General features: G+C 35.6%; 21 protein-coding genes and 3 pseudogenes. 5 read left to right on the top strand and 19 right to left on the bottom strand.

What is annotated here, in order from left to right; all coding sequences use genetic code 11:
* Window positions 1-91: 91 nt before the first annotated feature.
* The 10 genes and pseudogenes from LWH95_RS20435 to LWH95_RS20390 all read right to left on the bottom strand — a co-directional run bounded on the left by LWH95_RS20435 (window position 92) and on the right by LWH95_RS20390 (window position 6,417).
* Complete coding sequence (locus LWH95_RS20435; protein WP_003237156.1) at window positions 92-868, bottom strand: sulfite exporter TauE/SafE family protein; 777 nt, start codon at window positions 866-868, stop codon at window positions 92-94.
* A gap of 61 nt (window positions 869-929) precedes the next feature.
* Complete coding sequence (locus tag LWH95_RS20430) at window positions 930-1,157, bottom strand: sulfurtransferase TusA family protein (RefSeq protein WP_019258960.1); 228 nt, start codon at window positions 1,155-1,157, stop codon at window positions 930-932.
* 34 nt (window positions 1,158-1,191) lie between these two features.
* A pseudogene (locus LWH95_RS20425) lies at window positions 1,192-2,323 on the bottom strand (MBL fold metallo-hydrolase); the annotation flags it as partial.
* 35 nt (window positions 2,324-2,358) lie between these two features.
* Entirely contained in the window at window positions 2,359-2,754 is a 396-nt protein-coding gene (locus LWH95_RS20420; RefSeq protein WP_060399074.1) for a DsrE/DsrF/DrsH-like family protein, read from the bottom strand.
* A gap of 21 nt (window positions 2,755-2,775) precedes the next feature.
* A complete protein-coding gene (locus LWH95_RS20415) occupies window positions 2,776-3,333 on the bottom strand; it encodes a sulfurtransferase TusA family protein (RefSeq protein WP_232920261.1) in 558 nt (185 codons plus the stop codon).
* A 66-nt stretch (window positions 3,334-3,399) separates the two neighbouring features.
* Window positions 3,400-3,768, bottom strand: coding sequence for a rhodanese-like domain-containing protein (locus LWH95_RS20410; RefSeq protein WP_003237168.1), 369 nt, complete (start codon window positions 3,766-3,768; stop codon window positions 3,400-3,402).
* A gap of 42 nt (window positions 3,769-3,810) precedes the next feature.
* The gene (locus LWH95_RS20405) at window positions 3,811-4,293 is read right to left on the bottom strand and encodes a DsrE/DsrF/DrsH-like family protein (RefSeq protein ID WP_148982018.1); all 483 of its coding nucleotides are present in this window, start codon (window positions 4,291-4,293) and stop codon (window positions 3,811-3,813) included.
* A gap of 153 nt (window positions 4,294-4,446) precedes the next feature.
* Window positions 4,447-4,707 carry a metal-sensitive transcriptional regulator gene (locus LWH95_RS20400; RefSeq protein ID WP_003237170.1) on the bottom strand — a complete coding sequence of 87 codons (261 nt, stop codon included), beginning with the start codon at window positions 4,705-4,707 and terminating at the stop codon, window positions 4,447-4,449.
* Between the two features lie 18 nt (window positions 4,708-4,725).
* Window positions 4,726-5,092 (bottom strand): annotated as a pseudogene (locus LWH95_RS20395) (sulfurtransferase).
* Window positions 5,093-5,682: 590 nt separating this feature from the next.
* Window positions 5,683-6,417, bottom strand: coding sequence for an NADPH-dependent F420 reductase (locus LWH95_RS20390; RefSeq protein ID WP_225514157.1), 735 nt, complete (start codon window positions 6,415-6,417; stop codon window positions 5,683-5,685).
* 216 nt (window positions 6,418-6,633) lie between these two features.
* Here LWH95_RS20390 and LWH95_RS20385 point away from each other — a divergent pair, with 216 nt between their 5' ends.
* Together LWH95_RS20385 and nfsA are read left to right on the top strand one after the other, a co-directional pair.
* Complete coding sequence (locus LWH95_RS20385) at window positions 6,634-6,993, top strand: winged helix-turn-helix transcriptional regulator (RefSeq protein ID WP_232920260.1); 360 nt, start codon at window positions 6,634-6,636, stop codon at window positions 6,991-6,993.
* A 395-nt stretch (window positions 6,994-7,388) separates the two neighbouring features.
* The gene (gene nfsA, locus LWH95_RS20380; protein WP_232920259.1) at window positions 7,389-8,129 is read left to right on the top strand and encodes an oxygen-insensitive NADPH nitroreductase; all 741 of its coding nucleotides are present in this window, start codon (window positions 7,389-7,391) and stop codon (window positions 8,127-8,129) included.
* Between the two features lie 325 nt (window positions 8,130-8,454).
* Here nfsA and LWH95_RS21675 read toward each other — a convergent pair whose 3' ends face one another.
* Both LWH95_RS21675 and LWH95_RS20375 read right to left on the bottom strand, forming a co-directional pair.
* On the bottom strand, window positions 8,455-8,580 hold the full coding sequence (locus LWH95_RS21675; protein ID WP_269802408.1) for a hypothetical protein: 126 nt from the start codon (window positions 8,578-8,580) through the stop codon (window positions 8,455-8,457).
* Entirely contained in the window at window positions 8,570-9,700 is a 1,131-nt protein-coding gene (locus LWH95_RS20375) for a response regulator aspartate phosphatase (protein ID WP_133487312.1), read from the bottom strand. Before LWH95_RS20375 ends, LWH95_RS21675 begins: the two co-directional genes overlap by 11 nt.
* Window positions 9,701-9,885: 185 nt before the next feature.
* On the opposite strand from LWH95_RS20375, the gene LWH95_RS20370 reads away from it, so the two are divergent.
* The 3 genes from LWH95_RS20370 to LWH95_RS20360 are packed head-to-tail and all read left to right on the top strand — an operon-like array spanning window position 9,886 to window position 12,397.
* Entirely contained in the window at window positions 9,886-11,766 is a 1,881-nt protein-coding gene (locus LWH95_RS20370; protein WP_232920258.1) for a ribonuclease YeeF family protein, read from the top strand.
* Between the two features lie 18 nt (window positions 11,767-11,784).
* The gene (locus tag LWH95_RS20365; protein WP_232920257.1) at window positions 11,785-12,075 is read left to right on the top strand and encodes a contact-dependent growth inhibition system immunity protein; all 291 of its coding nucleotides are present in this window, start codon (window positions 11,785-11,787) and stop codon (window positions 12,073-12,075) included.
* 10 nt (window positions 12,076-12,085) lie between these two features.
* On the top strand, window positions 12,086-12,397 hold the full coding sequence (locus tag LWH95_RS20360; RefSeq protein WP_232920256.1) for a contact-dependent growth inhibition system immunity protein: 312 nt from the start codon (window positions 12,086-12,088) through the stop codon (window positions 12,395-12,397).
* A gap of 192 nt (window positions 12,398-12,589) precedes the next feature.
* Here the strand turns inward: LWH95_RS20360 and LWH95_RS20355 are convergent, their stop codons facing one another.
* The 7 genes and pseudogenes from LWH95_RS20355 to LWH95_RS20325 form a co-directional block, all read right to left on the bottom strand.
* A complete protein-coding gene (locus LWH95_RS20355; RefSeq protein ID WP_232920255.1) occupies window positions 12,590-12,865 on the bottom strand; it encodes a barstar family protein in 276 nt (91 codons plus the stop codon).
* Window positions 12,866-12,883: 18 nt separating this feature from the next.
* On the bottom strand, window positions 12,884-14,401 hold the full coding sequence (locus tag LWH95_RS20350; protein ID WP_232920254.1) for a ribonuclease domain-containing protein: 1,518 nt from the start codon (window positions 14,399-14,401) through the stop codon (window positions 12,884-12,886).
* 465 nt (window positions 14,402-14,866) lie between these two features.
* Entirely contained in the window at window positions 14,867-15,412 is a 546-nt protein-coding gene (locus LWH95_RS20345; protein ID WP_232920253.1) for an SMI1/KNR4 family protein, read from the bottom strand.
* A 19-nt stretch (window positions 15,413-15,431) separates the two neighbouring features.
* Window positions 15,432-16,312 (bottom strand): annotated as a pseudogene (locus tag LWH95_RS20340) (phage major capsid protein).
* An 18-nt stretch (window positions 16,313-16,330) separates the two neighbouring features.
* Window positions 16,331-17,302, bottom strand: a complete 972-nt coding sequence (locus LWH95_RS20335; RefSeq protein WP_232920252.1) for an XkdF-like putative serine protease domain-containing protein — start codon at window positions 17,300-17,302, stop codon at window positions 16,331-16,333.
* A 322-nt stretch (window positions 17,303-17,624) separates the two neighbouring features.
* Window positions 17,625-18,440 carry a hypothetical protein gene (locus tag LWH95_RS20330; RefSeq protein ID WP_232920251.1) on the bottom strand — a complete coding sequence of 272 codons (816 nt, stop codon included), beginning with the start codon at window positions 18,438-18,440 and terminating at the stop codon, window positions 17,625-17,627.
* A gap of 50 nt (window positions 18,441-18,490) precedes the next feature.
* Window positions 18,491-19,267, bottom strand: a 777-nt coding sequence (locus tag LWH95_RS20325) for a phage head morphogenesis protein (RefSeq protein ID WP_232920250.1), incomplete at its 5' end; no start/stop codon positions are given.

The raw sequence follows: 19,267 nt of genomic DNA, 5'->3' as shown, positions 1-19,267 counted from the left end.
CGTTATGTAAATGTCTTAACATAAAAAGAAAGGCCAACATTTGAAACACTCTGTTGGTCTTTCTTTTAATCATACGTAAGAAAGTGATCTGTTACAGAATATCCAACCAAATTTTAACAGCCGTCACCAAAATCAGTAAAGCTAAGATCCACCGCAGGATTTTTTCATTTACTTTTTGTCCCAGTTTTGCTCCTAGAGGCGAAGCGATTAAACTTGAGATAATAAGAATCAAAGAAGGTAAAAAAAGTACCTGACCTGTAATCACCTTTCCAACTGTTGCTCCAATAGATGAAAGAAGTGTAATCGCAAGAGATGAAGCGACGGTGATTCTAACAGGAATATTTAAAATCGATAACATAATGGGGACTAGGATAAAGGCGCCGCCAGCTCCTAAAATACCAGATACGCCACCAATGATAAACGCTAGGGACGAAGCCAACCATTTATTAAATATCACTTCTTTGCCGTCTCTATGTGCTTGTCCTTTTTTAGGTATAAACATTAGAATAACAGCTATAATAGCCAGAATTCCGTATATAAAGTTAATTCCTTTTTCAGATAAGTGATGAGAAAAATAACTCCCCAATACACTCCCTAAAAGGATGCTGCTTCCCATGTAAATAATTAATGCTTTATTTAAAAGACCACTCTTACGATAAGCCCAAACACCGCCAAGTGTCGCAAAGAAAACTTGAATAGCCCCTATCCCTGAAACTTCATGGGCAGTTAATGACATCACCCCTACTAAAGAAGGAATGTACAATAACATTGGATAATTAATTACTGAACCGCCAATACCAATCAATCCGGAAAGAAAGGCACCAATAAACCCTATAATGAAAAGAGTTGTGATAAAGGCAATATCCAATTTGGTTTCCTCCTTTTCAAAGGAAAAGGGTATCTTTTTATTCGATACCCTTTCACATTCATTAGCCTTTTTTAATCCAGAATTTCAGTACATCTCCTTCTTGAGCTTGCTCTAAGATGTCATGCCCACCTGATTTAGACCAAGCAGCTAGGTCACTTTTGAATCCTTTATCGGTTGCATGTACTTCTAATATTTGACCTGATTCTATTTCATTCATAGCTTTCTTTGTTTTGACGATTGGCATTGGACATGCCAGCCCTTTAGCATCTAATACTTTATCTGATTTCATGTTCATCTCTCCTCTGTTTGGTAATAATCATCTTTTATCGAATTGCACAACGATTTGGCCCAATCTCCATTTCACGCTGTTTTTCTTCATCTGGGTTGATTTTCCCCATATTTGTTTCGCGAATCTCTTGATATGCATTGGGTTGTGGAGGTAAATTACCTGTCACTAAGTGCCTAAATTCTGCTTCATCAGCAATGTTCAAACCATGGTTCTCGGCAAATAATGTACTTAGTTTTTTACCAACACTTCCATCATCATTTAGCTCATCAATGATCATAAAGTGTGCCGGTAATACAATTAAATCCTTTGGTAACGCGTTGTAACGGCTATAAAGAGTTTTTCTTAAATCTCCTACCCAATCTCCTGCCATACCGGCTAAATCCGGTCTGCCGATTGAATCGATAAATAAGATATCACCTGAAAGAAGATACTGATCATCGACAATGAAAGAAGTGGAGCCAATGGTATGCCCAGGAGAATAAATCGGTTGAATTCTAATCTTTATATTTCCAATGATAATATCATTTCCTTCTTCCAACGGCTGATAATAGAATACCACTTCTTCAGCATCTTTAGGCGGTAACCAGTAGGTTGCTTTTGTTTTTTCGGCAATTACTCTCCCACCTGAAATATGGTCTGCGTGAAGATGTGTATCAAATACGTGAGTAATCGTTACACCTTTCTCCTTTGCAAAATCTATAAACACTTCTGCCATACGCGTAGCGTCTACTATGGCTGCTTCTCCATTGGAGAATATCATGTATGATAGGCAACCTTTCCCAATTCGAACAAACTGATAAATTTCACCACCATCTTTTAAATCCCCGACTTTTACCGGCTCTAAATGTTCACTCCATGCTTTCATTCCGCCTTTAAGATAGGATACAGAAAGACCTGCTTCTGAAAGCATCTCGGATACCATTACGGATGAACCTTCTTTTGCGCAAACGACTAGCACTTCTTTATCAGAAGGAATTTTCTCCAATATATCTTCTGCTCCATCTAAAAGATCGAAATAAGGAACATTCAAATGGTCAAAGTCATGCCCTTCAATCTTCCAATCACTAAAATCATTTTCATTACGCACATCCAAAATAAATAAAGGTTCTTTGTTAAAGATTTTTTTTGTCACTTCTTTTGGGGTCAGTGCCTTTACGGTCATGTTTAAATACCTCCTATATCGAATCTATTTTTAACGGGACTAAAATGTTAAGGATACATCAGCATCTTTAGCAAAATCTAAAAAGGTAACAGCCCCGCCTACTTCAATTCCTTCTACAAAATCATCTTTTGTTAAACCCATAACGTCCATCGTCATTTGACAACCAATAAATGTAACTCCCATTTCTTGTGCCATTTCAATCAGTTCAGGAATAGACGGCACGCTTGCTTTCTTAAATCCTTCCGCAAAGTGTTCTTTTCCTTTCGGCATTTCTAATTCTTGATGTGCTTGCTTATGAATCAGATTTAATCCCTCGAATGTAAAGAAGATAGATACTTCTTGATCACTTGCTGCTGCGGCAGTCGCAATATTAAAAACTTTATAGGCATCAAATAGACCACCATTTGCCGCAATAATTGCTACTCTTGTACTCATTTGTTATCATCCTTTTCTTATTTATTCTGTTTTACCTGTCCAATCACGCATACCAGGGACAACATTAATAACCTTTTTAAAACCTTGTTTTTTCATCGTTTGGGCTGCCATTTCACTTCTTCTTCCAGAATGGCAAATGATATAAATTTCATCATCTTTGTTTAACTCGTTAGAGCGCTTTTCCACTTCCCCAAGAGGGATATGCACAACTCCCGGGATATGAGCTTCTTCATACTCATCTAGCTCCCGGACATCTAAAATGTTAAGAGACTCCTCACTTTCAACTTTTTGTTTGAAAGCTTCTAGTGAAACCTCAGGAATAGAAGGTGTGCTTTCTGATGAATGTTCTCCTCCTTTACGAAGAAAATGATGAAGTATTTCTCCCTCTGTTTCAGTACCTAGATATTCATGACCTGTGCTATTTGCCCATGCTTGCAAATCTGCCGTAGAGCCTTTATCTGTTGCTTCAATTTCTAGTATCTCACCAGCTTTTAAATCCTTCATTTTCTTCTTCGTTTTTACAATGGGCATTGGACACGTCAAACCTTTAGCGTCTAACACAATATTTGCCTTCACCATTTTTTTCCTCCTTTTTAAATAGGGGTGGGGGTATATAAATATACAAAAAAAATACTATCTAAGGTTTTATGACCATGTATTCATACCACCTTTAATATTTGTGATATTTTTAAATCCTTGTTTTTTCAATACCTTGCTCGCCTTTAGACTTCTCATTCCACTTTGACAAATAATAAAAACTTCTTTATCTTTCGAAAGTTGATTGGTTTGACGAAGCAGATTTGACAAGGGAATGTTTTTAAACCCTTGAATATGTCTTGTACGAAATTCATGAGGTGTTCGTACATCGATAAACTGTTTGCCTTTATTTTTAAGCTCTGACTTTAAATCAGCAGTTGTTATTTGTTTAACACCTTGCACTGGTAAAAAACGTCGAAATACAATCCAAAGTAAAAATAAAATAAGTAAGGTATTGATAAGGACTCCACTGTCCATAGTGTCCCCCCCCTTCATTTATTCAATTTGCAATGGGTAACGTTAGATAAATAAGTTGACACTGCCTTCTTCAGCATCTGCCAAATAAGCTGCTACTCCAGCATAGTCGATATCATCTAATAGTTCTTTTTCCTGTAAACCAAGAAGATCCATTGTCATCGTACAAGCTACAAGCTTTACATCCTGTTCTTGAGCCGTCTCAATTAACTGAGGCAATGTCAGTGTATTATGCTTTTTCATCACATTTTTAATCATTTTAGGACCCATACCTGCAAAGTTCATTTTAGATAAACCCATCTTATCAGCACCGCGAGGCATCATTTTTCCAAACATTTTTTCAAGAAACCCTTTTTTCACTGGCACAAGTTCTTCTTTACGCAAAGCGTTTAATCCCCAAAAAGTGTGGAAAATCGTCACTTCATGATCGTAGGCAGCAGCACCATTTGCAATAATATAGGCTGCCATTGCTTTATCATAATCCCCGCTAAATAAAACAATTGTTGTGCGTTTTGTTTGTTCTGTCATGTTTATTCTCCTAACCAATTACCCGTGGGGGTATATTGAGATCAAAAAATTTTTTCGAAAGATCTGCTATTATTCAACTCATTAAATACCGGCAGGGGTATAATATAACACATATAAAAATTCGTCAACCTTAAATATAGGTTGATGAATTTTTTATCGACTCTTTACCAATAAATCGACTGCTTCTTTTACTAAGTTTTGTGTGTCTTCGCCCTTTTCTAAACTTTCACGAACACAATGTTCAAGGTTTGTGCTCACAATTAAACCCATTGCTCGATCGATAGCATTACGTGAAGCTGCTAGTTGGGTCACAACCTCTCTACAATCTTTTCCTTGTTCCATCATAGTCAATACACCTTTAATTTGTCCTTCTATTCGGCGTAAGCGGTTTTTAATCTTTTGATCATACTCCATATATCGATGAAATCCTTTCTATAATTTATTTTTACATTTACATATTGCCAATTCATAACTATTTACATGGATACCTTTGCTCTTCAGAAAACGCACTCCTAAATTTAATTCCACCCTATCATGAGCTATTATGTGTATTTTATCACGTGGAATCTCTAAATAAAAAACGTTTTAGATACGCATTTGGGATGTTTAAAATAATACCATCCGAAAAATTGGGTACATCGTTATAATGGCAAATATCTAATATTGTTATGTCCATGGTCTCTAATTTATCTTTATGGGTACAAGAGATTCCGGTTATAGGATAATAACGTCTATACGTTGCATGGATAATAACAAAAATAAGCAGAAATGCAACAACTAAATAATTGATACTAACCACACCACCTTATTAACCCCTTGTTATTCATAACGCAATAATATACCCCTATAGGTATATAGTCAAGTGTGAAAGCTAATTTCTTTGAGCTATTAATTAATTTTAACCTCTAAAGACTGAAAAACACTCACATTTCGCTAATGCCAATTCGACTAAAAGTAACTCGAATAAAGAAACAATCCGATTTTCATTTAAATCGACTTGTTTAATCAATTACTTTAAAAATTAGCACAAGACAGTTCATCTGCTCAGCAACTATTTCTAATACGCTGCACAGCATGCAATCCTCCGCTGCTTGGATATTAAATTGAGTTTCATTTGCATAAGAACAATTTGCAGGTACTGATTCCCTATGTTTCATGCCGGATGTGACTCGAATTACTCAGAATTCTGCAAAATATCTAAAAAATGGTGATCCAAAACAACAATAAGCGTCTGTCAGAGAAGAATCTAATTTAAAAGCAAAATAAAAAGCTGCATACTCAGGAAAAAGAACCTTTGGCGAAAAAAGAAAGAAGCAAACATATTTATGTAAATTTGCGCCATACATGGTATAAAAAAAGGTGTGCTCTAACTGAGTGCACCTTTTGTTTTTATGAATTGTATATTTCTCTGTTTAGATTCACAACATCCTCGTGTAAAAATTCAACATCCTTTTTCTCTGCAAATATTTCCATCACTTTGTCGCGTAGTAATGGTGCTTTTTCTTTATTCGCCTTTTTCAACGCTTTCGTGAGTTCATCTTTTGTTAGCTCTGTGCAATAAGCAGGAGTTCCTGGCTGCTGTCTCCAAGAGTCACTTAAAGAACCACTGTCTACTGCATCGAAGCCTAACTCGGATACTACGTTCATAACTACTTGTTTTTGCGATGCGTCATTACCGGAAACTGCCATCGCGATTCGTTCACTAGAATCTGCGGATGTTCCTTCATTTTCTAAAGTATAGGCTAATAAGTTGTTGAACGCTTTAATGACAGGTCTGCCTAATTGATTTGAAACCCAAACACTTTCAACCATCCCGTTCTCGATTTCTTCAATTTTGTCGTCTCTAAAAGGATAATAATTTGAAGTATCTACAATGATTACTTCCTCTCCGACTTGATCGATGATGTTCCGAATGCTTGGCATTGCTTTTGTAGGAAGAGATATTATAAGAACATCAATATTTTTAATTGCATCCTCTACGCGCACAGGTGTTCCAGCAAGCTCTTTTCCTTCTACATATTCAATTCCCCTTGCATCTGCAATTTTGACATCATGCCCATTCTCAACTAATTTTTTAGAAATAATTGACCCAATTGTTCCTGCACCTATAATTCCGAATTTCACTATTTTTCCTCCTAAAGAATTTGTATATAAAAGAATTTTTCTGCTTAAAGTTACACATTATATGTTTGCCAAATCGTAAACATATATTAAGAAAAGCGTATTGAGTATTTCTTTTACATATACTAGAATAAAAGCGTTTCTCATCTTTTTAAAGTAGGCAATTTAAATTGCCGTAGTACATTTTTCTGTACTTAACAGCAGAAAGCAGGTGATAAGGTGTCTAGAATATGTAAGGATGGATTTGACAAAGAGTGTATAAAGGAACAAAGAGAAGTATATGGAATTGCATATGCCCAAAATATGCTTTCGGGACGCTGGAAATATATTATTCTCTGGTTTTTAAAAACAAAAAAACGTCGTTATAGCGAAATTAAAGCTTTTTTATGGGACATTTCACAAGGTTCTCTTACAAAGCAGTTGAGAGAACTAGAAACAGATGGGTTAATTAAGCGGGAGGTGTTTCCTGAGGTTCCTCCACGTGTAGAGTATTCACTAACCTCAAAAGGGAAAGAATTCATTCCTATAATTGATTTGATGGAAGAGTTCGGGAAGAAGTTTGGGGAGCAGGTAGACTAATTTTACAATAAGAGTTTGTGAAGAAATGTATTAAAGTAACAGGAGCAAGAGTTAACAGATCAGAAGCTGTCTAATGTGGCAGCTTTTTTTTACTAACTAAGCAGGATAACACAACAACAGCTTCCTTTTTTTAGGACATTAGCCGGCTTAATACTCTTTTGTTTGTTCCATTTACATTCTTTTTCAAATCCGTCTTAATAAAATCTAGCCATCTTTTTACCTGTTTTTTGCTATTAAGTACAAAAAAATGTACTACGGACATTTAAATTGCCCTCTTCATAAATTATGAGTAATGATTTTATTATAATCTATGCAAGCCATACTTAGTTTTCAAATAAGTATGACAAATTAGCCTTGAATCTAATTTTTAAGAAAGAAAGGAAGAATATCAATATATGAATACTACAATTGAATTACTTAGTAATCATGCATCCATACGTTCTTTTACAAATCAACCACTGACAGAGGAGCAACGAGAAGCAATCTTTAAGGCAGCTAATCAAACTTCATCTTTCAGCCTTCTCCAGGCCGTTTCTATCATTAGAATTACAGATCCAGATCTTCGAAAAAAAGTGATGGAGCTTTCTGCGAACCAGCCTTATATTGAAGAGGCAGCAGAATTTTGGATTTTTTGTGCCGATTTTAACCGAAATCATCAAATTGCTCCCGATGTGGATCTTGAATATATTGAATACCTTTTAATAGGTACATTTGATGCCGGGCTAATGGCTCAAAATGCTTTGACTGCAGCCGAATCAATGGGACTCGGTGGTGTATATATTGGCGGAATAAGACTTCATATTACAGAATTAACTGAGGTATTACATTTACCAAAACATGTGGTTCCTTTAGTAGGGCTATGCATAGGTCATCCTGCTGAAGAGAAACCTGGACTAAAACCACGCTTGCCTCAATCAATGGTCATGTTTGATAATCAGTATCAATCACTAGATGATGAAAAATTAGCAACCTATGATCAACAGATGCGTGAGTACTACCGAGACCGTCCTGTTAAAGCTCCTTTCACAGTGAAAAAAGTAAAGGGATGGAAAGATCATATTGAGGACCATCTCGAAAGAAGCAAACTCCCCTTCATGCTTGAATATTTAAATAAACAGGGATTTGCTAAAAAATAAATTTTCCCAAGAGAAAATTTCGGTATTCCATCCAAATAAAAGAGGAAGAGTTTTGACGCTCTTCCTCTTTATGCACCATCTGCAATTTAACCACCATTAGAAGCGCTGCTTGCATCAACAAAGTAAATTTTAATTCCCAATACTGCTTTAATTCCCCATTGAGAGATTTGCCATGGAAATCAAAAAGTTATTGCGGTCTCACTGAAAATTTAAATTGCGTTGCCCTATTCCTTTTCCCCCCTCAAAAAAAATGAGATTATACATGAAGGATTTAAAAGAGTATACAATCATTATAAAAAACCCTCAATTGAGGGTTTTTCAGTTTTCAAGTTTGATTCCGGTCAGATAGCTGATGATATGCTGCACTCTGCTCTACAGTAAAAGTAGTAACCAAACCTAAACTTAAAGTAACTGCAGTAAGAATAATGACTACGCCTTTTTTAAAATTCATACAGGCATTCTCCCCTCTGAATTTGTTTTTGCGTTTCAAGCATTTTTTGATGATAAACATATGATGTTTCAAACTCCTTTGATTTTGCAAAAACTTCAGCCGTATCAATTGCGATATCTTCCACATACGCATAATTCTTATTTCTTTCTAAGTAATCAATCGTTTTTTTGATTCCCGCTTGATCTACTGCATTAATATAAAGTGCTTCCAAGTACTTTTGCAGGGACTCAAAAAGTTTATCACCTTGATATAAAGCCGCGGATAAACCCTTTTTACTCATTTTTATTGCTTCACTTGTTTTCCCTTGCTTAAAAAGAAATTTAGCGTATGTAAACAGGGAATGTGGTAAATTGCTTAACTTAGCACTTTCTGATATCTTGGCAGCTTCATTTAAAAAATAATCTGCTTTATCATTTATTCCTAAATCTGCGTAATTCTTTCCGAGATTGTAGTAAGCCGAGCTAAGTAGCCTTTCATTGCGTTCTAATTGTTTGGTCAATTCTAAGGCCTTTTCAAGGTGCGGCAAGCTTTTCTCGAAATGTTTAAAATCAACGTAATTTCCTGATATCACAAAATGACACTGGATTTTTCGCACTTTATAAAGATCATATTGATTATAAATGTCCATCGCCTGTTTAACGTGGTGCATCGAAATATGATTTTGCTTCATAGTATAATAAGCTTCAGCCAACTTAAAATGAAACTCTGCCTTCTCAATATCATCATTAACATGAGTAAGGTGTTTTTCAGCTTCTCGATAAAAACCTATTGCTTTGACATATTCTCTCTTATCAAACTCATACATTCCACGAAAAAACAGAGAATAGTAAGACAGCAGGCCAGTGATCCCCTTATTGGATGCTTCTATTTTTTCAAGTAACTCATCAATAGTTGGTCTTATGCGTGTTGTTACTGGTTCCAAATAATCTAACATAAGCTGATGACGGAATTTCATTAATGAGAAGTAAATAAGTAAATACTCATCTTCCTCCATCTGATTGATCTCTTGCTCCACCTCAGCCTTTAAAATCTCTGCATCCGGAACACTGAATTGACGTATCATTTTATACCATTCATTGATTTTTACGCCAACTTCTGACGATGACAAAACCGGATTCACAGGACCCCTCCTTTTATGTCTTTTTATGTAATATTCTAACATTTCCAAAAAGTGTTTGAACCGCAAAAAAACCGCAAACTTTTTATTCGGTACCTTTGATATGGTTAATCAAGATAATTTCAAGTTCGTTTCTTCTTTCTTCCATGGTAATATTTTGTTATATGATTAAATGAGAGGGTATGATTATGAAAGTCTTTGAAGCTAAAACACTTATGTCTGAAGCTACAGACCGCGCCAAAGAATATAAAGAACTAAGGACGCAAATGGTCAACTTGAGAAAAGCTTTACAAAGCGTTGCTGAACTGGACGACAGCGAATTCTCAGGTAAAGGTGCTAATAACATTAAAGCATTCTATCACGATCATGTTGGTGTCACTGATCAATGGATCGACTACATTGATATGAAAATCGCATTTTTTAATAGCATTGCCGGAGCTGTAGAGGACAAAGGTCTCTCTGATGCTTATATTGAAGAGTCTTTTTTAGAACATGAACTGGCTAACGCCCATAAAAAATCAAAGTCCATCATGTCTGAACAGAAAAAGGCCATGAAAGATATCCTAAACGATATTGACGACATCCTCCCGCTCGACCTGTTTTCAACAGAAACCTTCAAGGATGAGCTTGCAGATGCCAATGACAAACGCAAAAAAACAATTGAAAAACTAGATGATCTTGACGAAGATTTACTGACAGAATATGCTATGTCAGAACCAAATGAACAATTCATCAAGTCAGATTTCCAAAAGCTCCAAGAAGCAACGGGCAAAGGTAAAAACGCTACGCCCATCCACTACAACGCCAAAGCGTACCGTGAAAGTGATATACATAAGAAAAAAGGTGATATTGAGAAGCGTACAGAGGCTTATTTGACGATTAAGAAAGAGGAAGCTAAAGAGCGAGAAATCAAAGAGCTGAAGAAGAAGCTAGCTGACGGAGTGACGGATCCGGATGAGTACTTAGAAATTGCCAAGAAGATCGGGTATGAGAACCTTGAGCCTGCACAGTTACAGTATGTGGTGCAGCTTGAACAAGCAAAACAGCTCGAAGAAGTTGGTGAAAGTGTGATCAATGCCGGTAAGGCAGCAATTGATTTCATCGATGGAGTTAATGATGGGCTTAACGATGCGATTGACGATACGCTATATGGCGTCAAAGACTTGGTTGTGGGCGCCTGGGAATATTCACAGCTTCCTACCGAATTAAAACTTACAAAAGCAATAACAACAGTATTAAGCGTCCCCTCTTATTCAAAAATCATCTGGACAAACCTGGTCGACTCATGGAATGATAAAATGGTAAATGGCGATGCATATGAAAAAGGGCATTATATAAGTTATGCGATAGGAAATATCGTTGGGCCAAAAGGTGCGGGTGCCGCAGTGCAAACCACTACCAAGCTTTCTAAAGTAGGTAAAGTGGTTGAAGGTGGAACAGCTGCTGCTCATGTGAATAAAGGGATAAACAAAGGCAAAGCTTACATCAATTCTATTGTTAGAAATAAGAATGATCTTGCACTTGTCGGGATTGCTCTAGACATCGATAATACGTATAATGCAAAAAATACTCCTCTACTAAAAAGTATTATTGAAGATAAAAAAGAGAGTGTACTTAGAAAATCTGAGACTTCTAACAACATGGGTATAGGTAATGTCAAACAAGGTGATAGTACCCCTCTCGCACCTGGTGGAGGATTAGCTGCTCATGAGGCAAAAGGCGGGCATCTTATAGAAAGACATGTTGGGAAGACTGATGGTGAATTATTTCAACGTTTAATAAAAGATACAAAAATCTCTGGGTCTTCTTCATTTAAAGATAGAGCTACTGCAGAAAAAGTCGCCAGTTTAGTTCTAAGTGATCCAAAAAACATTAGTAAAATAAAAAAATGGCTCTCTAATCCTAACAGTAGACCTACTCTTCCTTTAAGATACAAAGGTAATGGAGAGGTTCTCGGCAGAAGGGTAGACCAAGGTTCAAATGTTGCTAAGGATGCTACCAACGCCACAATAGTATTGAAAAAGAGTAAAAATGGGGAGTTTATTTTAACTGGCTATCCTACAAAATAAAAGGAGTTCTGAATAACAATGTACGAGAATTATGATACTCTGGAAGAATTAAGTGATTTTTTAGAAGGAACATTTCATCAGGACATGGGTTCACCAGAAAAAGCTCTGGAAGAATTTATAGCTGAATCAAGCAAAGAATGCTTAGTTTTCACAATAAAATTTTGTGAAGAATTTTTAAATGAAAACATATCTGATCAAGAGAAAGAGAGTTTTATAAAATCAAATACGGAGATTTATTTTCCGGCAATCGATTTAACTCCTTTACAATGGTTGAAAAAAGTAATAACAGAAATAAAAGAGGCTATCTAGTATATAAGCAATGATTGAAATTAAAGTGTCCCATCCTGTTTTTAAATTTCTCGGAGGACATTTCCACCAAGATATAGAGTCTCCGGAAGATGCTCTTAATGAATATCTAAATGAAGCTTCACAAAAACTAAAAGAAAGAGATTTAATAGCACTAACTGAGTTTGTAAATAGTGGTTATTCTGAAGAAGATAAGAATGATTTTATTGAGGAAGCAGCTGATGGTATATATTTCCCTGAAGATGATATAACTCCATTGGAATGGCTTAAGCAAGTTACTGAACAAATTAAACAACACCTTAAAACAATGCCCTCTCTTTTCTAAGAAGGGCTTCTTTTATTATTTCAATAAGTCTTCAAGTTTCGCTTTAGTTTTTGAATCGTAAAATGTTATTATGGGTACCTACTTTTGTCTCAATAAACATTATTAATGAAAATAAAATACCTCAGCAGCATTCTTGAACCCCTATGGCTGCTAAGGTACTCTTTTCAAATTCACAAAACCAAAAAAGAAAGTCTACTCTACTATTATTTTAAACTCATCTTCTAATTCCTCTTGAGCCTCTTGTAAAACTCCTAGTACATCATCAGCGTATGAACCTAAAAACTTTTTACTAAACTCAAAATTTCTCCAGACTAAAGTTAACGGCAAATCCATCCACCCTGTCAGACAATCCCATAAAGCGTCTAAATTTTCCCCATAGTAGTCTGGGAAATCTAATTTATCTTTTAGTGCATTATGTAAACCTTCTTTATTTTCAAAGTCTTTTCCATCTACAACTATTTTTTTCATTAAAAATTATGTCCTCCATTATTTTAACTTAACAAACGTTTTATAATGATCTGTTGTTTTATATATTAATCCATCATTCGAATAGAGTAATCTGTCATTCCCTCTGTAACCTGTGGTATAGTTTATATCAGCTTCACGCCACACTCTATTTTTAGCTTCAGGAAGAAGTTTTTCTCTGTTTTTGTATATATCTCCCCCGATACTTTTCCCCGGTGCTACTTTTGATAAATTACCTTTTTTGCTATCCCATCCTAATTTTCTTGCTTCTCCTTTAGTTATGTAATTATCCGGCAACCGGCCATTTTTTGCCACAAAATCGGAAACTTCAGTAAAGCTATTAAGAACTTTCTTTGCCTTAACGCTACTCTCTACATATTTTGCGCTTTTGTTAGTTTTTGATACAGTTCCTGCTAATTTTCCTGTAACCTTTGTAGCGTCGCCGCCAACAACACTTAAAACAGCTACGGTCCTGTCAAATGAAGAAAGTTCTTTTTGAGATATTAAATCTTTACCTGTTATAGCTTCGCTTCCACTTTTCAAATTCGACAAAATAGGAATTAGATCAGCAGTAAATGACAAAAAGCGTTGTGTTTTTCTCAAGCTATCTGTATCATAATGAGAAATATTATTAATCTCAACATCTATTTTCTTTATATTTTTTTGAGAATCCTCTACTTTCTTTCTCTTTTGATTAAGAGTGTTTAACTTCTTTGTTGTCGATCCATCAGATGAGTAATAATGATAATTATAATTTATTTTAGTTTTATTAACAGTATCCAAGTTTTTATCCAGCTTATCAAGTGAATTATTTACATTGTTCATACTTTTGGATACATGTGTAACTCCAGAATTAATCTTATCAACAGATTTAGTCATCTGCTTCATATTAGAATTGGCAGCTTTAAGATTAGAATTGGTTTTATCCATTGCTTTATTTAAACCGGTAAGTGCACCATTCATTTGGTTAAAACCACGATTTGCCTCATCAATGCCTCTTTGCATTTCTAATACATCTTTATTCATTTTGTCTACTTCTTTATTCATCTCATCATATGTTTTATTCATATCAACCATGATGTCATTTATTTCATCAACCGTTTTAACTTGTTCATTTAGAGTTTTATTAATTTCATCCATTGCTTTATTACACTGGTCTAAAGTATCAACCATAACTTGGATAAGTTCACGTAAACCTTTCAAAAAGTCTATAATAATTTTGATATCATTAACTGTTTTCTGTACAGCAGGTATAACCTTAGTTTTTATTAATTTTTCGATCTTAATAATTTCATTGTCTATTAGCTTCTTTACTGCTTTTTTCTTAGTCTCTACCCATATTGTTTTTTTAGACTTATCTAATTTATTATACTCTTGCTGAAGCTTCGTAAGAGTATTTAAAGCTGTATCTAAATCAGCAAAATCTTTTTTTGTAATTTCGTTTGATACAGCGTAGGCTTTCTCCGGCATAACATAGTTCGGTAAATTAATCATTGAAAAAACAAAAATAATTAGTATAGCGCTTAAAAACTTTTTCATAATAATCCTCCAAATTCATACAAAACTAACTTAATGTGAGATTAAATTTCCACAACTGCCCTCCATAACCTTTATATATCTAAATACCCATAAAGCACTTAATAGTTATAACATAAATACAGGTATTAAAACCTTAAAAAAACCTTAATTTACTAAAAATATGAGGTTTTATAAGATAAGATCGGCTCTTTATAAATCAGCAGAATTTTGAGAATGACTTTATTATCAGAATAACTCAACATTTCATTACATCAATGAATTTAAGCCAAGGTTAAACTAAACTTCCCCTTCTGTTTGAGGCAAAGGTTCTTTTTTATGTAATACAAGAGATAACTTTGTCCGGCAATGTATAATCAATATTAAATATGCAGAAAGCCCTTCTCATAACGAGAAGGGCTTCTTACATAAATGCCGTCAATATGTTCTGGTCATTAGTGTTTACCTGGACGGTTTTTTTCGAGATTTTCAATTTGTTCTATAATAATTTTCAGCTGAATACAGATTCCATTTCCAAAAATTCGCCCCTTGCGAAACAATATACCTGTCTACAAAGAGCTCGAAATTCAAGTTCAGAAATTCATACTCCGTTTGATTAAGTAACCATAAATAGTTTGGATCTGTTGATGCCTTTGTTTTATCGATTAACAAATAACAGCCATCTAATAAGTGAGCGACAGGAATAAAGGTTGGCTTCAATAAAGCAATCGTCTGCATACTCTCATATATCTCTTTTAAACTTAAAATGTGAAGTCCGCCACCAACATTACTGCCATAAATCATTACATCATATATTCTGGCGCCGTTATGTGTTTTCAAAAATACTCTATAATCTTCTGGAAGAGTAACGTTTAGTTTCTTTTCAAATTCCGTTATTTCGTGATCTGTAACTCTTGAAAAAAATTGACATTCCACTTCATTGAGGGTCCCTTCTTTACCTAAGATTTTCATTTGCCCTCTTTCATCAAGTAATTCCTTTAAACCTTCCAGTGTTTTTTCAATAAAAACAGCCATATCGACACCTCACATAAAATTAATATTTCGCTGTCAAAACAATGATAAACATACGGCGACGGATGTCTTTATCTACTTCAATTCGAATGTTACGAGAGAATCCGAGAATAATATTCTTCAGATGAGTAAGGATGATATCAGAAACATCGGCTGCAGTATCTCCCTCTCCAATCGTATAAGGTTGTAAATTTGCAATACCTTTGATCGAATACCAAAAGCAGATGAAAGGCCACCTTGAACAGCTGCATCCCCTAAATTTGTTTGACGATCAGCTACGCGATCTTTCCATTCGACCTCAATACCAGGCGATGTATAGAAACGGAACTCCTGTGGAATTCGCAAATATTTAGGAGGTACAGCTTTGTATCCCCGCTTGAACGTTTGCCGTGTCAGTTCCTCACCTGCAGCATCAACAATGTGAGATGTAGCTTGTTTTCTGATGCCATCTAATTGTGCAAGATATGAGTCAGACGAAGATGTATCCCCATTTACAAGTAACTCTTCAATATCAACCGCAGCACGCTCAGCTATCATTTCCATAATTGTATTTTGAAGGCCATCTTTTTCGATGTTGTTTTCAAGTGTGTCATAGGTAATGTTAACTTCAGCAATTACTTCTTTTGTGCTTAAGTTAACTGTGCTAGTTGATGGAACTGACTTTTGATCTTTAGTTAGCGCAACTCCCTCTTGGGCTGCCCTTAAAATTCGCTGACCAAAACCGATCTTCTCGATTTTCTGTGTGTCATGATCCATTTGAATAACTCGCGCATCTCTTAAGATAGTTGGCGTATCTTGAACCATTCGAATAAAAGTTGAAGCTTGAGTAGGATTCATAATCCCGCCGCTCTCTAAAGTAGAAAGCGTCATTTCTGCTTTATTAATAACCTCTTGATTTCTCATTCGTATCCTCCTTATAAATTAAAACAACCCTGACCAGATTGATTTTTGAACTTGTTCAGAACCAGATTCTTCTGTTTGCTTAGATGTTCCGCGACTTTTTTCGATTGCTTCAATGCGATCAGCGAGCGGTTTAATAGCTTCTGAAATTGCTTTTTTCAACTCGGCCTCTTTTTCAACCTCTTCTTCTGTTTTTTCTCTATCTTTCTTTTTAAGATCTTCTTCTTTTTCTAATTCTGCGAGCCGCTTTTCAATCGGCTGCAATGCTTCTTGAATTGATTTCGTTACTTCCTCCGAAGTCATTTCTTCTTCCTCCTCTTTTGTTTCTACCTGACTCAGTAAATTACCAAGGGCAGCATGAGCATTCTTAATTTCTTGCAGGTTTGAAGCGGAAAACTTTCTGCCCGCCTTTTCAACTGGCTCTTCATAAGATTGCTGTTGTTTACCCATAAAAAAGTTTTTAAGCAAATTAAAAAGCCCTTTCTCGTCTGTTTTCTCTTGAGAAACGGGCTTTTCTTCTTGTTTTTCAATTGTCTCAGCAGTCCCTGCCATTGAATAACCGGTAATTTCACCTTTTTTGATTTGCTCCCATACTTCTTCGGAAGCCTTCGTCACAAGGACCCATGATCCTTTTTTGATGGTTTCCCCATTCATTTCAAAGTCTGCAGGCGCGACATAGGACTCTACCACCTCACCAACACCGCCCTGAAAGTCATGCTGCTTGTCAATTTGACGAGCATCTTTCAGGAATCCATGTGCGGCCTTTTCTATTTCTGCCGCTGTCATGAAATCTCCGTGAGCGTCCACTGTGTCTGGTTCATATACGATTCCATAAACAAGTTTTTGCTCATCTGCTTCTTTCGCGAGGACCTTGACTTCCTTTTGAAATACCGGCTTTTCTTCTGACTTCATAAAAAAGAACTGCTTTTGATTAGCAGCCTTGTCTACGTAAGAAACATGCGTAATTTTCGCGTTCACCAATTCTCTTGGCATGTGGTTCACCTCCTTTCATGAAAAAAGAGAGAATCCTAAGATTCTCTCTTCCCTCTTTATTTTTAACTTTGTAGTTGACAGATTTAACTATATTTTTCTAATCTATTATAGGAGGTGGAAAAATTATGTCTAATTCAAATAAAAATCCAGATCAGTTGAATAGGAAAAATGGGTCGGTTGATTCTACTCCTTCTAGAATTCCAAAACCCCCACACACTCCTAAACCAGTAACTGAAAAGCGCGACAGGTTTTCAGTTGAAAGCCCTTCGTCTAGAATTCCTAAGGGAAATGAATTTAGATAATGTTTTTTTCGATCAGCTGATTAATTATCTTCATCAGCTGATTGATCCTCATTAGTATTGTTTGTATTTGCTTGTATAGGTTTATTTAGTTCATCTTCAATAGGATTATTTGAGTTATTATCAATAATTTGGCTATCCCTAATATCAGATTTTTTAAAGATCCCTATCTTAATTCCTGCTTTAAAGTCTATATATACATTTTCAACCTCTAATTTATATTTTTCAACAAGCCTAGTAAAATACTTTATATCATGTAATACAAAATTTCGGTCAGGCTCTAGGGGTCTTGATACCTTACTTATGTCTCCAATAAGTTTTGTTTCCGAACCATCAATTTTTGATATCTCAACTACATTTTGTCCTTGGCTAACAAATAGTTCTTCCCACACAGTTTGATATTTTGAAAGATCATTTAAGTTCCTTTTTCGTCTAATTTTATTTGCTGTATTTAGAACAAGTTTGAAATACAGCTTCGAATACCCCCTAGCAACTAAAAAGCTATAAATTAAACTAAAAATACAGAATATAAAAATAAAAGCAAAACTGGTTAAATGGTTATTTAATGAGGTTAAATCCCAAATATAAGTCATTTTAAATTTTTCGGCAATACCTAGAGTCTTATTATTAAGATTTTGCAGACTTTGATTTAAGATAAGTGCAATTAAATTATAAGATACTAGACTAAATGCTGAAACAGGAACCCACAATAAAACACTGATACCCAACATTTCAAATGGATTATGTTTTTGGTTAGGCGTTATCCCAAATAGTTGTAACCAATAATAACAAATTAGTCCGGGAATAATAAATATAATAGTTGATATAAACTGATCCATACTCCGCTTCATCCCTCTTATCTCATTTATATGAAAGTTAGTATACTACTTTATACCAAAAAAAATAAGGCTTCTCTTCTAATCTTTTCTTTTTCCTCAGCTGACAATCCTAAAATCTCGTTATCTACCACAGGTGACAGAACACAATGGCAATGAACCCGCTCACCTGCTGAAAGTTTAGGATCCCTCGGAAACATACAGGTCTCTCCGCTACCTGGTATCTGAAATTCTTCATCCACTCCAATGACTGTGCCATCAAGATCGATGTGATTCTCACGAGGGTTGTTCTTCTTTTCTCCGCTGTGACGCCACTTCTTTTTCTTTACTGCCGGCGATTGCGCATAAGATTCATGCTGGGCGGCAGAGGAAGCGGCAAGCACTTCAGTTATGGCCGTGGTACGGGCCCGATCTCTATCAAATTGCGGCATGTCTTTGAGGGTCAACTCAATGTCCTGAATCGATGAACCGTTCTCGATGGCATCTGTCAGGATGTTCTCCACAGCTTCATGAGTGTTTAACTTCATGATCCCAGCCAACTTCTTTGACCAATCCTTAATCCAATTAATCGTACGATTGGATAAGACTTTAAAAGGCACTTCCGGATCTATAGAGTCCATGATCACTTCGGCCAGTTCTTCAATGGTCTGCTGCAAGAATCCCTCGGTCAGTTCCTGAAATTCTTCCTCGAAATCATCCTCCTCGAATAGGTTCTGTGTAAAAAACACTAGAAGCGCTTCTAAAGTCGCTTTCGAATCTTTGCTTACAAAACCATTCAGACCGTCTAAATACTTCTTACGCTGGCGTCTGAGCAATTTGGCGATTCCTTT

The organism is Bacillus sp. G16, from assembly GCF_021282335.1.
GTDB classification, from domain to species: domain Bacteria; phylum Bacillota; class Bacilli; order Bacillales; family Bacillaceae; genus Bacillus; species Bacillus inaquosorum.
The sequence above is the reverse complement of the archived record's forward strand: the minus strand, read 5'-3'. Positions and strand labels throughout refer to the sequence as shown.

What these genes read in the sequence shown, in the direction of transcription:
- LWH95_RS20430 (WP_019258960.1), bottom strand. Translation starts at nt 1,157, where the DNA reads ATGAAATCAGATAAAGTATTAGATGCTAAAGGGCTGGCATGTCCAATG.
- LWH95_RS20420 (WP_060399074.1), bottom strand. Translation starts at nt 2,754, where the DNA reads ATGAGTACAAGAGTAGCAATTATTGCGGCAAATGGTGGTCTATTTGAT.
- LWH95_RS20415 (WP_232920261.1), bottom strand. Translation starts at nt 3,333, where the DNA reads ATGGTGAAGGCAAATATTGTGTTAGACGCTAAAGGTTTGACGTGTCCA.
- LWH95_RS20410 (WP_003237168.1), bottom strand. Translation starts at nt 3,768, where the DNA reads ATGGACAGTGGAGTCCTTATCAATACCTTACTTATTTTATTTTTACTT.
- LWH95_RS20405 (WP_148982018.1), bottom strand. Translation starts at nt 4,293, where the DNA reads ATGACAGAACAAACAAAACGCACAACAATTGTTTTATTTAGCGGGGAT.
- LWH95_RS20400 (WP_003237170.1), bottom strand. Translation starts at nt 4,707, where the DNA reads ATGGAGTATGATCAAAAGATTAAAAACCGCTTACGCCGAATAGAAGGA.
- nfsA (WP_232920259.1), top strand. Translation starts at nt 7,389, where the DNA reads ATGAATACTACAATTGAATTACTTAGTAATCATGCATCCATACGTTCT.
- LWH95_RS21675 (WP_269802408.1), bottom strand. Translation starts at nt 8,580, where the DNA reads ATGAATTTTAAAAAAGGCGTAGTCATTATTCTTACTGCAGTTACTTTA.
- LWH95_RS20370 (WP_232920258.1), top strand. Translation starts at nt 9,886, where the DNA reads ATGAAAGTCTTTGAAGCTAAAACACTTATGTCTGAAGCTACAGACCGC.
- LWH95_RS20365 (WP_232920257.1), top strand. Translation starts at nt 11,785, where the DNA reads ATGTACGAGAATTATGATACTCTGGAAGAATTAAGTGATTTTTTAGAA.
- LWH95_RS20360 (WP_232920256.1), top strand. Translation starts at nt 12,086, where the DNA reads ATGATTGAAATTAAAGTGTCCCATCCTGTTTTTAAATTTCTCGGAGGA.
- LWH95_RS20355 (WP_232920255.1), bottom strand. Translation starts at nt 12,865, where the DNA reads ATGAAAAAAATAGTTGTAGATGGAAAAGACTTTGAAAATAAAGAAGGT.
- LWH95_RS20350 (WP_232920254.1), bottom strand. Translation starts at nt 14,401, where the DNA reads ATGAAAAAGTTTTTAAGCGCTATACTAATTATTTTTGTTTTTTCAATG.
- LWH95_RS20345 (WP_232920253.1), bottom strand. Translation starts at nt 15,412, where the DNA reads ATGGCTGTTTTTATTGAAAAAACACTGGAAGGTTTAAAGGAATTACTT.
- LWH95_RS20335 (WP_232920252.1), bottom strand. Translation starts at nt 17,302, where the DNA reads ATGCCAAGAGAATTGGTGAACGCGAAAATTACGCATGTTTCTTACGTA.
- LWH95_RS20330 (WP_232920251.1), bottom strand. Translation starts at nt 18,440, where the DNA reads ATGGATCAGTTTATATCAACTATTATATTTATTATTCCCGGACTAATT.